This window comes from Mycobacterium sp. SMC-19 (genome assembly GCF_045310815.1).
Lineage (GTDB): Bacteria > Actinomycetota > Actinomycetes > Mycobacteriales > Mycobacteriaceae > Mycobacterium.
Map to the genome: position 1 here is coordinate 511,921 of NZ_JBJIAM010000002.1, position 12,732 is coordinate 524,652.

Here is a 12,732-nt window from a genome sequence, read left to right on the forward strand (position 1 = left end):
GACCTCATCGGTCCTGGATCGTGCGCGGCCCGGCCGAAATCCGCTGGGCGATCTCGCCGTATCGCTCGAAGCGCTCGGGATCGCCGAGTGCGTTGTACAGGACCAGCCGCGTCGCAACTCCCCCGTACTTGCCGATCAGATTGTCTGCCAACGCATCCCACGTCGACTCGGTGGCGAACGCGGCCAAGTGCTCGTCGCTGATCTGCGCCGCCATCCCAGCGAAGTCGCCCGCCTTCTGCTTCTCACGGATTCGGGCGGTGGTGCCGTCGAACCCGGCCTCATCCCAGATGAAGGCGTAATTGGGTGTGCTTCCGTAGAAGCTCAGGCTGGCCCGCGCGAACTCTCGTTCCTGGTGCCGCTCTGCATCGCTGTCGCCGACGATCGTCATCGCGGGCACGATGACGGCGACCTCCGACGGGGAACGGCCTGCCCTCTCGGCTCCTTCGGCCAACTTCGGCACCACGTGACGCGCCAGGTAGCCGGGCTCGCCGAGCGGATGAACGTGCACACCGTCAGCCACCTCGCCGGCCATCCGCAACATCCATGGATTCACCGCCGCGACATCGACCTTGGGATCGGGCGCATCGATCGGGCCGGCACTCCACTGCGGGGTGATGAAATCCAGGTCGTAGAAGTCTCCGTGATGATCCAGCTTTCCCGTTCGGAAGGCGGCAAAACACGCCTTGACCGCGAGCACGTAGTCGCGCAGCCGAGGCCCGGGTTGGTCGAACGTCGCGCCGTAGCGCCGCACCACATGAGTACGTACCTGGGTGCCGAGACCGAGCCGGAACCTGCCACCGGTGGCCTCCTGCAGTTCCCACGCGGTGGCCGCCGTGACAAACGGACTGCGGGGAAAAGCAACCGCGACACCGGTCGACAGCTCCAGACCAGGCGCGGCCTGAGATGCGATGGCAGCGTTGAGATACGCGGTACGCCCCGCTTCGGTGAACAACAGACCGGAGAAACCCGCGGCCTGGGTGTTGCGGGCCAGTTCGCCGGCCTTCCCCAACGGCTGCGGTAGGGCCATGACGTCAATGTGCACCTGGGTGAGACTACGTGCCGAGTCCCGGCTGACGGGTCATCTTTACGTCTGTAACGTGGCGGTGGTGAAACCCACTCGGATGCATTCATTCGTTGCTGTTGCGGCCAGTCTCACGGCAATCGTCCTGCCCTTCGCGGCGGCAGGCACGGCGTCGGCCGCCGACACCTGCCCCACCGCCGCGCCGGCCGGCGGCGCGCCGGAATGGACGCTGACCGGGGCCACCGGCAGCGTCGCGGTCACCGGATCGACCGAAACGGCCGCGCCCCGGGTGGATGTGTCGACGCCGTTCAGCGTGACCTCGACCCAGGTACACACGTTGCAGGCCGGCAGCGGCCCGGTGGTTTCGAACACGGCCAAGGTGTCCGTCTGCTACATGGGCGTCAACGGACGCGACGGGTCGGTGTTCGACAGCAGCTACAAGCGCGGCGCCCCGGTGGACTTCCCGCTCGACGGCGTCATCCCCGGATTCCAGAAGGCGATCGCCGGCCAGAATGTCGGATCGACGGTTGCGGTGGCCATGACCTCCGCCGACGGCTACCCCGACGGCCAGCCCAGCGCCGGCATCCGGCAGGGCGACACCCTCATCTTCGCGATCAAGATCCTGGGCGCCTCAGGCTGATCCACGGTGGCGCTCGCCGAGGATATCGAGGCCGAGCGGGCGGAACTCACGAACTCGTTGAGCGCCGCCGGCGCCTCGGCGCGCGCCGGGTGCGGGTCATGGACCGCGCGAGATCTGGCGGCCCACCTGGCGGCCGAGGAACGCTTTGGCGGCATCTCGACGTTCATCGCGCGGTCGCTGGTGGCGCGCGGAATCGCTGTCCCGGCGCCTCCGAGAATGGTGGAGTTCGCGATTCGGCGTGAGCATCGCTACGGCTTCACCGACTTGATCGACCGGCTGCGGCGCCCACTGCCGCGACTGCTGCTCCGGTCGCGGGTGGCGCCACTCACGCTGTTCGAGTACTGGACCCATCACGATGACCTCGCCGCTGCCGACGGCGCCGACCACCCGGCGCCGGCAACACTGCGACAGGCCATCGCCCCACTGCTGCGCTATCAGCACGCAAGACTGCCCGCCGGTGCTGCGATGAGAGTCAGCACCGACGACGGCCAAGTTTTGGCATCCCTAGGCCCCCAGACGGATCAGGCGGTGCTGGTGCAGGGAACGCCGGCAAACCTGGTTCGCTGGTTGGCCGGGCGCCAGACGCGAGCCGACGTCGACCTGAGCGGTCCCGCAGCCCACGTGCAGGCACTACGAACGTTCACAGGCAACATATGAGGACCTGTTGCGTTGTCCCCCAACTGATTTAACGACCATTGCCAGGGTCCGCTGCATCCGGTAGCGTGCGCTCATGACCGATCGCAATCGTCGCTTCCTTCTCCGCGAACGCCCATCCGGCCGCATTGGGCCGGACACCTTCGAACTCAGCGAGCAGGCGGTGCCGGAGATCGGCGACGGCGAGGCGCTGGTGCGTGTCGACTGGATCTCGCTGGACCCGACCAACCGGATGTGGATCAACGAGACTCCGTCGTACCTGCCGCCGGTCGGCATCGGCGAGGTGATGCGCGCCGCCGGCCTCGGTGTGGTGGTCGCGTCGAAGAACCCGAACTATTCGGTCGGCCAGACCGTGCAGGGCCTGACCGGCTGGCAGGACTACGTGGTCGTCTCCGACACCATGCCGTTGTTCCCTGTCGACGTCGCGGACGGCGTCTCGCCCAGCGCTTACCTGGGCGCGCTCGGCATGACCGGGCTCACCGCCTGGATCGGGATCCGCGACATCGGCAAGCCGCAACCGGGCGAGACCGTCGTCGTCTCGGCCGCAGCCGGCGCGGTCGGTTCGGTGGCCGGTCAGCTCGCCAAGGCCGCCGGCGCCCGGGTGGTCGGGATCGCGGGCGGACCGGAGAAGTGTGCCCTGCTCACCGATCAACTCGGTTTCGACGCGGCGGTGGACTACCGCGCCGACGACTGGGCCCGCCAGCTTGCCGCCGCGACGCCCAACGGCATCGACGTCGACTTCGAGAACGTCGGCGGCGACATCATGGACGCGATCTTTGCGCGCGTGAACGTCGGTGCGCGGATCGCGCTCTGCGGGCTGATCTCGGGCTACAACGAGACCAACCCGCCGCCGGGGCCGCGCGCATTCGGCAACCTGCTGATCCAGCGCGCCACCCTGAAGGGCTTCATCGTCCTCGATCACTTCCTACGGGCACCGGAGGCCAACAGCGAGATCTCCGAGCTGATCGCCGCCGGCAAGCTCACCCCGCTCGAAACCGTCGTCGAGGGCTTCGAGCAGCTGCCGACCGCGATCAACATGCTGTTCGACGGCAAGAATGTCGGCAAGCTCGTGGTGAAGATCTCCGGATAGCGACACCGGGGCCACCCGGCCGGGCCGGGCTGTAGCGTTGCCAAGGTGAATTCGCGTATGCCTCGGTTCGTCACACTCGCCGTCGGTGTCACCTCGTTGGCGGCGGCGCTCGCCGGTTGTGGCGGTTCGGACAGCACCTCTTCGTCGAAAACGTCGTCGGTCACCGACCTGTTCCTGCCCCCGGGTGGCGAAACCGTCACCGCCTGCCCCGCCAAGCCGCCGGCGGAAGGCGTTGCGGCCGACTGGACCTTGAAGGGAGCCACCGGCAGCATCGCGGTGACCGGCTCCACGAACTCCGCCGCACCGAGCGTCGTCGTGACCGGGCCGTTCAAGGTCACCCAGACCGAGGTGCACACGTTGCACGCCGGCGACGGCCGCGTCGTCGGGGACCACGCAACGGTGTCGGTCTGCTACATGGGTGTCAACGGACGCGACGGGTCGGTGTTCGACAGCAGCTACGAACGAGGCAAGCCGGTCGATTTCGGTCTGGACCGCGTGGTCCCGGGATTCCAGAAGGCCATTGCGGGTCAGAAGGTCGGGTCGACGGTGGCGGTCGCGATGGTCCCGGCCGACGGTTATCCCGACGGGCAGCCGGCCGCCGGAATCCTGCCCGGCGACACGCTCGTCTTCGCGATCAAGATCCTCAACGCCTCCCGCTGAGCCTGGGCCGCCATGGAATCGAGCCGGGTGGATCGGTGGCTGTGGGCGGTGCGGATCACCAAAACCCGGCCGGACGCCGCCGCCGCGTGCCGCGGCGGACACGTGCGGGTCAACAACCGCCCGGCGAAGCCGGCGACGACAGTGTCGCCCGGTGACGTGGTGAGTGCCCTGGTGGGCGATCGCACCCGCATCGTCGAAGTGCTGCGGGTGATTCAGAAGCGGGTGGGCGCGGCCGACGCGGTGACCTGCTACCTGGACCGAACACCACCGCCCCCACCGGCATCCGCCACGGCGATGGCCACTCGGGACCGCGGCGCGGGACGGCCGACCAAACGGGATCGGCGGGTGCTGGACAAATGGCGGGCCCAACAGCGCTGAAGGTCACTGCGGATGCGTGGCCAGATACTCCCCCACCGGAATCCGCGACGACGAGACGTACCCGATCGGCAGCAGCAGATCACCGGCGGTGGTCCGGTAGTAGGTGTCCCAGCGGTAGTAGCTGGCGAACCCGGCCGGGTCGCCGCCCATCACCGCGGCGTAGTCGTTGACCGCCCGCACGTAGTAGTCGGAATGGTTGTATCCCCAGATCGCCTTGTCGCGATTGGTAGCAAAACCGTTGGCGGCCAACAGGCGACCGGCCGCCATGATGGCATCGCGCGGCGAGTGGATGTCGCCCCCGTTGCCGTAGGCCGCGAACGTCGACGGCAGGAACTGCATCGGCCCCTGGGCGGCGTCATCGCTGACGCCATTGATGCGGCCGAAGCCGGTCTCGACGAAGTTGATCGCCGCCAGGTAGTTCCACGGCACCCCGGACGCGGCCTCGGCCGCGCGGTAGCTGGCCATCAACTCGTTCGCCGGCACCGGCGGCACCACCCGCCACGGCGGCATGGTGTCTTTCGGGTCGGTGAGCGCCATGAGTGCACGACGCGCGTCGATGTTGCGGTCGTAGACCGCTTGCAGCGCCGCCGGGATCTGCGCGCGAGCGATCGCATCCCACTCGGGGTGCGCGCCCAGGGTGCGGTAGGCGACCTGTTGCCGACGGGCCGCGGCGGCCAGCACCTGCTCCGGCGACGAGGTGTTCCGCAACGCCTGATCGGCTGCGACCAGGTCAGCGGCCAGCGCGGCGGGATCCACGCCCGGTGCCGCGCCGGCGGGGAGCGCCGCCGTCATCGCGCAGCCGACGGCGATAACCAGGGAGGCGACCAAACGCCACAACCGTGCAACCATGCCGTTCATCTTCTCCCGTGAGCCGTCCCGAACCGCGCAGGGCGCCTGATCGGAGCGTCCCCGGATATCTAGAACACGTTTCGCTTTGCTCGTAGACCGACCAATCACCGCTGGTCACTTCCGCAAGCAGAGGACTAGCGACTGTTACATTGATGGCCGTTCAGCTCACGTCGTCAAGGGAGAGCGCATGACCACCACCAGCGTGACGACCGACGTTCTGGTCGTCGGGTACGGCGCGGCCGGTACCTCCGCCGCGATCACCGCCCGCGAACTGGGCGCCGAGGTCATCGCGGTCGACCGTGCCAACGGCGGCGGTGCCACCGCGATCTCCGGGGGCATCATCTATGCGGGCGGCGGCACATCGGTCCAGAAAGAAGCCGGTGTGCATGACACCGCCGAGCAGATGCTGGACTACCTGCGCCTGGAGGTCGGCGACGCGGTCCGGCCCGACACACTGCAGCGCTTCGTCGACGGCAGCCCGGAGATGATCGACTGGTTGCAGTCGCACGGGGTGCCGTTCAACTCCGGCCTGTGCCCCTACAAGACGTCTTTTCCCAACAATCGCTACTACCTGTACCACTCGGGCAGTGAGAACGCCGGAGCATTCCGCGCCCACACCCCGCCGGTGCAGCGCGGCCACCGCGCCTACGGCAAGGGCACCTCCGGCAAGAAGATCTACGCGCCGCTGGCCGAATCGGCCCGCAAGCTCGGCGTGGACTTCCGCCCGCACACCACCGTCACCGACCTGCTGCAGGACCCGTCGGGCCGGGTGGTCGGCGTGCGGGCCACCACCATGGGGCAGGCGCCCCGCCGCATCCAGCGCCGCTACGCCCGCCTGGCTGCGCTCTCGTCGAAACCCGGTGTCTACTACCCGCCGCTCCGCGCCGCGATGGACCGCCGCCTGGAGAAACTGCAACGGCGCTACGGCAAAACGATCGAGATCATCGCGCGCCGCGGGGTGATCATCTGCGCCGGCGGTTTCATCGCCAACACCGAATGGCGCAAGCGCTACGCACCGGAATTCAACGGTGGCCTGCCCCTGGGCACCAGCGGCGACGACGGGAGCGGCATCGCGCTGGCCCAGAGCGTCGGCGCGGTACCCGATCGCATGGACAACGTCTCGGTGTGGAAGTTCATCACGCCCCCCAGTGCCTTCATCTCGGCGATCATCGTCGACGCCGACGGCCGACGGGTGATCGACGAGTCCCGCTACGGTGCCGCCGTCGGACAGGCCATGGTGAAAAACCATGGCAGCCAGGGCTGGATCCTGGCCGACGCCCGCCTCATGTCGGAGGCCCGCCGCCAACTGCTCACCCAGACGTTGTGGTTCCAACGCGCCCAGGGCGCCGCGCTGATCTTCACCGGCGCCGTGCGCGGTGCCACGCTGGCCGAGGCGGCTCGGGCAGCAGGCATCGATGCCGAGGGCTTGGCAGCCACAGTCGCCGCCCACAACGACGCGATCGACTCCGGCACCGTCGACCCGGCCGGTAAACCCGCCGACTTCTGCCGGCGCATCGATCAGGGACCATTCACGCTGATGGACATCTCGGTGCGGCCCAACGTCTTACGCCCCACCCCCATGCTCACCCTGGGTGGCGTCCGGGTCTCCGAAGACACCGGCGCGGTGGTCGACGCCAACGACAATCCGATTCCGGGGCTCTACAGTGCCGGCCGCACCGCCATCGGCATCGCCTCGAAGTCCTACGTCAGCGGACTGTCGATCGCCGACTGCGTGTTTGCCGGACGCCGCGCCGGGGCCACCGCCGCTGCTCAACCCAGTTAGGCGGTCAGCCCAGCCGCCGAAGCGACGATCCAGGCCAGCTCCGGATAGAAGATGTCGCTGTGCGCGCCGGACGGCGGACCGCCCTTGATCACTATCGCCGAGGAGTCCACATTGAGGATGGCGCCCTTGGCAAAGGAATACGGGGTCCGCACTGCGCCGATGGGCTCGGTCGGTGCCTGGTAGGCGCCCAGCGAACCGATAGCGCGCCACCGGCCCAGCGGATCATCGTCAATGCCGGCACTGTCATCGCCGGCAGCGGCCGAGGCCAGCGGGTACATCACGCCCAGGGCCATGTCGTGGCTGGAATAACAGACAGTCAGCGGTCCGTCGACGCGGGATAGGCGCCCGGCCAGCGCGCCACTGGGGTGCGGGGACGAGAACGGAAGCTCATCGAGAAAAGCGAATCGGGAGAAGGCGCCCTCAAGCAGCGTGACCGACTTGACCGGGGACGGCGTGGAAGTTGGTCCGCCGGCCAGCGCGAAGGACACCACCCGGGCGCCGAAACTGTGGCCCACCAAGTGGATTCGCAAGGTGGGGAACCTGGCGGCGATAACTACCAGCAGTGGTCCGACGCCACGTTCCCCGACGACCCCGGCGCGGTTCTTCATCTGCCAGTAGGTCAGCTGACGCAGCGCCTGCTTGGCGCCGATCCACAGCTTCCTTATGCTGTCGCCGAGGCCCGCGCCACCGCCCCCGCCACCATCGCTGAGGTCGACGCCCGCGTCGGTCAGCGCGTCGGCGAAGCTCTCGAAGACGTCGTCAGCGCGTTTGTCGTCGTCCAACATGCCGGGCCGGGTGGGGTCGGCAGTCTCAGCCTCGCCATCGTCGAACCCGGCCCGCACCTTGTCGCTGAATTTGCGCATGGCCGTCAACATTTCGCCGCGCTGTTCCTGGTCAGGCTCCGTCGCCAGCAGTGTGGTGAGGTGGCGGAGCTCGGCGGCCCCCGACGGGAACAGGGAGACGAGGTCAGCCAACTGTTGTGGGCTCAGGCTTGGGTCGGCATCGAACGTCGTGGCGGTGTCATCCAACCCGGCAGCACCGGGTACCGCGCCACCGGGCGTGGGATCGAAGTCCGGAATGGGTTCGTCGCGCCACATCGCCGAAGGCCATCGGATTCCCAGAAAGCCGATGGTGCGGCCAGGGCCGAGTTGGTCATCGAGCAAGGCGGACCATCGCTGGTACAGCGAGGCGGCCGTCGCCTCGTCGTTGTTCCAGCCGTGGCTGAAGATCACCAGGTCAGCGACCTTGGCGGCCTCGAGTTGCTTCAGGAATTGCCTTTCACCGTCCTGGTCGACATCTCCTTTGGCATCGAATGACAGCGCCCAGGGTGTGGTGGTGCGTGTGGTCATGGTGGTGCCCCTTCGCCGATGTCACGGTGTTTGCAGTGCGCGCATGAGATCGACCAGACCTGCGCCTTGGAAACTCGGGTCACGATTGAGCGACGTCGCCGACGAGGTGAAGATTCGCTTGACCTCGTCGGGCTTCCCCACGAATTCGCGCTGTACCGAGAGAAATGCCGCGACGGCACCCGACACGTGCGGAGCGGCCATGCTCGTACCGCTGTCCTGGATGTACACCGCTGCGCCGTCGAACCCGTCGAGTTTGGCTTGCTGGATTCTGGTGAGGTTCTTGCCGGCAGCAGCCGAAGTGATCAGTTCGCCGGGCGCCACCAGGTCGGGTTTGGGCCGGCCGTCCCCGGTCGGCCCGCGCGAGGAGAAGTAGGAAATCCCGTTGGTGTGTGGCGAATCCCGGTGTGTCGAGCCAACCGTGATGGCTAAGTCGGCATTGCCCGGATCGTTGATCGTGATGGCGGCGCTGAATTGGTTGACATCGGACTTCTGAACATTGAGTTTGACGTAGCCAGAGTTTCCGGCCGCGACTACCACGACGACGCCGGTACGCACCAACCGGTTCACTTCCAGGCATAGCGGGCTCTGTCCGCAGGCGAACCACTCAGCGAGGAAGTCGTAGCCCAGGCTGAGATTGACGCCGTGGATTCTGCTCAGCTTGCCGGTGTCGCCGTTCTTCTCGCGGACGTAAGCCAGCGCATTGATCACCCTGGCAGTCCGCGCCGTGAGGTCACCGAGGCCGCCGAGTACCTTCAGGCTGACCAATTTTGCGTGCGGTGCAACGCCGTTGAGTTGTTCGAGGTCCACCGGACGCGGCGAGAGGATCGGGTCGGCACCCGCAACTGCCCCGTTGTTCCGTCGCCTCTCGACGGCGATCGCGTGGGGCTCGCCACTGTCAGGCTTCCACCGGGCCAGGCCGCCGGCGATGATGCCGGCCACATGGGTTCCGTGCCCGTCGTCATCGACGAGAGCTGCGGCAGGATCGCTGCTGCCGGAAACGAAGTCATGATGTAGGTCTGCCACCGACGGGTCACTGAGCGTGTGTTCACCCTGGAAGTGCGGGTGGGTGCCGTCGATACCGGAATCGATCACCGCCCACACGATGCCGTCACCGAAGGCTGCGAACGAACGTTGCGCGGGCACCGCCTTGACCGTCGTGGTGGAGACGTCGATCTGGCGGTGCACCTCGAAGTCGGGCCAGATGCGGAAGATGGCCCGGTATGGCCAGTCGCCGGCAGCCGAATCTGCCGTCGCGATGTTCTGCATCTGCGCCGGCGTCAGGTCACCAGACAGGTATTGATCGGCGATCACGGTCGGTTCACCCTGCGCACCAACAAATTTCCACAGGTTCTGGACTCGGGCGATCGCCCCGGCCAAGCCACCGGCGATGGCTGGGTCTGCGCCAAGCCCGTAGCGCAGATTCAGCTCGATCATGATCGGTTCAGGTTCATCCGCCGGCTGTTCATCGTCGACGAAGCCTGGCCCGGCGTCCCGGAACGACGACCTGAATGAATGCGTCGCTCGGAAGAGATCGAGATTTGCGGCGTGTTCTACAGCTGGCCGAAGCTTCCGTTGCAGTGGTGCGGTGACGACCCCGGGTTGCAACAGATCAGACGGAGGAGGCGCTTCTTCTCCGGTCGGTGCGGGAGCCGCCGCGACCAGAGCGCCGATCTGACATGCGGTGGCGTAGTGCTGACGACCCGCAGCGGTGGTACGTACCGCGCCCTTGAGTCGCCGCAGGTATTTCTGCTTTGTCAGCGCTTTGATGGCCTCGTCGACCCACCGCTCCCACGACGGCCGGGCACCGTCATAGAGCCGGTCCCCGGGCAAGAACGACGCCGCGAATTTGGCACCCACCATCTCCTTGACCCGGGTTGCGGTGGGCGGGGTGTCGGTTGTCTCTAACTCCAGCACTGCGCACATCACCCTTGCCGCCCAGGATATTTCGGGCGGCGGTGGATCCAGTTCACTGAATTCTGCGTGATCAGTCATGACGAGATCTACGCCGAGTGGCATCACCGCGGCGGTTCATCAGTGACGATCCGCAGACTGCCATGTCCCAACCCCATGTGATGCTGAGTGCTACGCAGGCGATACAGCTACCGTGCAAGCAACTTACTCCGCCACCATGCCCGTACACCGAGCATTCGCGGATTCACGACCCCGCCGCAAGCGCGGACAGCTATCGCTGCGCCTCGACGAAGTAGCCGCGCGGCACGTCGGGTCCAGCCGCTGCCGTCACCGACGGAAACCAGCGGTTCCACCGGTTACCCGGCCCCGCCACATCGGTCACCACGGCCGACCAACCGAGTCGTTCGACGAGCTCCCCGGGCTCGTCCGTACCGAACAGCCACGGTGAACCCTGCTGTGCCATGGACTGCAGCAACGGCGCCATCGACGGCGCTTCCAGCAGCGTCTTGCCGACCACGTCATACAGCAGCACCGAGCCGGGCGCCGACAGCGCGTCGACACGGGCGAACAGGGCACGCACTGCGGACTCGTCGAGGTACTGCAGCAGACCCTCGATGAGCCAGACGCTGGGCGCGGCCGCGTCGAAACCCGCGGCCTCCAAGGCGGCAGGCCAGTCCTCGGCTAGGTCGATACCGAGCGGCACCCGCCGGCAACGCGGCTCATCGCCGGCGAGCAGCTCGGCTTTGGCCGCGATGACCGCTGGTTGATCGACTTCGTAGACGGTGCTGTGTTCCGGCCAGGGCAGCCGGTATGCCCGGGCGTCCATGCCGGCCGCCAGGATGACCACCTGGGTGACGCCGGCCCTCAGTAGGGCCTCGTCCCAGAAGCGGGTACGGACGACGATCTGCCAGGTCGACTGCTCACCCGAGTTGGCGATGGCCGCGTCCAGCATCCGCCGGCCATCCTCCCCCGCCAGCTTGTCGGCGAACGGATCGGTGAACAGGGCGTCATCGCGGGCGGATTCCTTGGCGCGGATCGCGGCGACGAGGATCCCGGTGCTGGCGACGGCTTCTCGGGTGCGGTACATGACCCCATCATCTGGGACGGCGGTGGCGGTTGGCTTGGATATTTTTGCCGCCGCTCACCCGCGCGGCGTCGTCGGCGAATCCTCGATCAGGTCAACGTGCCCGGCCAACCACGAACGACGCCGCAGGTACTGGGTGGGGGTGGTCGCGGTGAACGCGCGAAACTCCCGCACGAAGTGCGCCTGATCGAAGTACCCCAGCTCTGCTGCCAGGGCAGCACCCCGCGCCGCCCCACTGTCGAGGCGCGTGAGGGCGGCCTGCAGTCGCCGCACCCGCAGGTAGGCCTTGGGCGTAAGACCGACCTGGGCGCGAAACATGTTGATCAGCCGTTTGGGCGACGAGCCGGTGAGTGCGACCGCATCACCGACACGCATCGACGGATTGCGTTCCGCGCTGTCCAACACCGCGGTCACGTCACCGTGCAGAGCGAATTGCTTGTCCTGCAACCGATTCATGAGAAACGCTTCGAGCAGCATGACGCGTGCGGCAGCCGAGGAGGCTTCTGCCAACCGCTGGCGCAGCGTCACCGCCGCGCGCCCCCACAGCTCGCCCAGCCCGACGCAGGCATCCGTCAACTCCCCCTGCGCGATGCCGACGAACGGCCACGCGCCGCCGGAGCGAAAGTGCACGGTGATGACGGTCTGTGCCGTGTCGATCTGTGTCACGTAGGACGCGGTGCCGGCGCCGATGAAGAACGCGGGTGGCACGCTCACCCGGGTGCACGCATCGGCGCCGAAGAAGTCCACCTCCGGCCGCTCGCCGATATCGATGACGATGGTCGCCGCTCCGCGCGGCAAGGCGCGGCTCCGGTGCGGACCACCCGCACGGCGATCCCAGTACCCGAAGTAAGCGATGCTCTCCGACAGCGGCGGTCGGGGCCGAAACAGCTGCGGCTCCATCACCCCTCCTCGATGAGCCTGCGGAAACGTGCCGCCGGGAAAGTGGCCGCGCCCGCCGTGGTGACTCGCTCCACCAGGGCAAGGTCCGAGGTCGCCACGGTGATGTCCTGCGGTCGGTCGTCGGCCCGGACCAGCCGCGCAATCTCGTCGTCGGCGGAGTTGGCGCCTGGTCGTGGCGCCGCCGTGATCGTGACGGCGTCCGAGTCGATGGGCGGCGACGGCGGCTTTTCGAAGACCACCGTGACTTCCTGGCCGTGCGCTGCTGCCCAGACCTCGAGCTGTCGGGTCAACCGCACCATCGCGGCGTGGCGGTCCTTCCACCAGCCGTCAGGACGCGCACCGATCACGTTCATCGCGTCCACGATCCACCGCACCACTCCGACGGTACGGTGCAGCCATGAGCCTGCGCCACG

13 protein-coding genes are annotated in these 12,732 nt (G+C 67.5%); 6 read left to right on the forward strand and 7 right to left on the reverse strand.

Going from position 1 to position 12,732, the window contains the following annotated elements; translation table 11 throughout:
- Window positions 1-4: 4 nt before the first annotated feature.
- On the reverse strand, window positions 5-1,042 hold the full coding sequence (locus ACJH5R_RS06535; protein ID WP_406781510.1) for a TIGR03617 family F420-dependent LLM class oxidoreductase: 1,038 nt from the start codon (window positions 1,040-1,042) through the stop codon (window positions 5-7).
- Between the two features lie 79 nt (window positions 1,043-1,121).
- Between ACJH5R_RS06535 and ACJH5R_RS06540 the strand changes: the two genes are divergently transcribed.
- From ACJH5R_RS06540 to ACJH5R_RS06560, 5 genes are all read left to right on the forward strand, one after another.
- On the forward strand, window positions 1,122-1,661 hold the full coding sequence (locus ACJH5R_RS06540) for an FKBP-type peptidyl-prolyl cis-trans isomerase (protein ID WP_406757266.1): 540 nt from the start codon (window positions 1,122-1,124) through the stop codon (window positions 1,659-1,661).
- A gap of 6 nt (window positions 1,662-1,667) precedes the next feature.
- Window positions 1,668-2,318, forward strand: a complete 651-nt coding sequence (locus ACJH5R_RS06545) for a maleylpyruvate isomerase family mycothiol-dependent enzyme (RefSeq protein ID WP_406757070.1) — start codon at window positions 1,668-1,670, stop codon at window positions 2,316-2,318.
- Window positions 2,319-2,391: 73 nt separating this feature from the next.
- The gene (locus ACJH5R_RS06550) at window positions 2,392-3,405 is read left to right on the forward strand and encodes an NADP-dependent oxidoreductase (protein ID WP_406757071.1); all 1,014 of its coding nucleotides are present in this window, start codon (window positions 2,392-2,394) and stop codon (window positions 3,403-3,405) included.
- Window positions 3,406-3,462: 57 nt separating this feature from the next.
- Entirely contained in the window at window positions 3,463-4,065 is a 603-nt protein-coding gene (locus tag ACJH5R_RS06555) for an FKBP-type peptidyl-prolyl cis-trans isomerase (RefSeq protein WP_406757267.1), read from the forward strand.
- 12 nt (window positions 4,066-4,077) lie between these two features.
- A complete protein-coding gene (locus ACJH5R_RS06560) occupies window positions 4,078-4,443 on the forward strand; it encodes an RNA-binding S4 domain-containing protein (RefSeq protein ID WP_024441306.1) in 366 nt (121 codons plus the stop codon).
- A 3-nt stretch (window positions 4,444-4,446) separates the two neighbouring features.
- On the opposite strand, the gene ACJH5R_RS06565 is transcribed toward ACJH5R_RS06560, so the two are convergent.
- Window positions 4,447-5,235 (reverse strand): transglycosylase SLT domain-containing protein, encoded by a 789-nt coding sequence (locus tag ACJH5R_RS06565; protein WP_406757268.1) that lies wholly within the window; start codon window positions 5,233-5,235, stop codon window positions 4,447-4,449.
- A 244-nt stretch (window positions 5,236-5,479) separates the two neighbouring features.
- Between ACJH5R_RS06565 and ACJH5R_RS06570 the strand changes: the two genes are divergently transcribed.
- Window positions 5,480-7,075, forward strand: coding sequence for an FAD-binding protein (locus ACJH5R_RS06570; RefSeq protein ID WP_406757072.1), 1,596 nt, complete (start codon window positions 5,480-5,482; stop codon window positions 7,073-7,075).
- Here the strand turns inward: ACJH5R_RS06570 and ACJH5R_RS06575 are convergent.
- From ACJH5R_RS06575 to ACJH5R_RS06595, 5 genes are all read right to left on the reverse strand, one after another.
- Window positions 7,072-8,424 carry a serine-threonine protein kinase gene (locus tag ACJH5R_RS06575; RefSeq protein ID WP_406757073.1) on the reverse strand — a complete coding sequence of 451 codons (1,353 nt, stop codon included), beginning with the start codon at window positions 8,422-8,424 and terminating at the stop codon, window positions 7,072-7,074. The genes ACJH5R_RS06570 and ACJH5R_RS06575 overlap by 4 nt on opposite strands.
- Before the next feature lie 21 nt (window positions 8,425-8,445).
- On the reverse strand, window positions 8,446-10,416 hold the full coding sequence (locus tag ACJH5R_RS06580) for a S8 family peptidase (protein WP_406757074.1): 1,971 nt from the start codon (window positions 10,414-10,416) through the stop codon (window positions 8,446-8,448).
- 190 nt (window positions 10,417-10,606) lie between these two features.
- The gene (locus ACJH5R_RS06585; RefSeq protein ID WP_406781511.1) at window positions 10,607-11,422 is read right to left on the reverse strand and encodes a class I SAM-dependent methyltransferase; all 816 of its coding nucleotides are present in this window, start codon (window positions 11,420-11,422) and stop codon (window positions 10,607-10,609) included.
- Between the two features lie 54 nt (window positions 11,423-11,476).
- Window positions 11,477-12,322, reverse strand: coding sequence for a helix-turn-helix domain-containing protein (locus ACJH5R_RS06590; RefSeq protein WP_406757076.1), 846 nt, complete (start codon window positions 12,320-12,322; stop codon window positions 11,477-11,479).
- Window positions 12,319-12,693: an NYN domain-containing protein gene (locus ACJH5R_RS06595; RefSeq protein ID WP_406757077.1), complete on the reverse strand. Its 375-nt coding sequence runs from the start codon at window positions 12,691-12,693 to the stop codon at window positions 12,319-12,321. The genes ACJH5R_RS06590 and ACJH5R_RS06595 overlap by 4 nt, the downstream gene beginning before the upstream one ends.
- Between the last annotated feature and the right edge of the window lie 39 nt (window positions 12,694-12,732).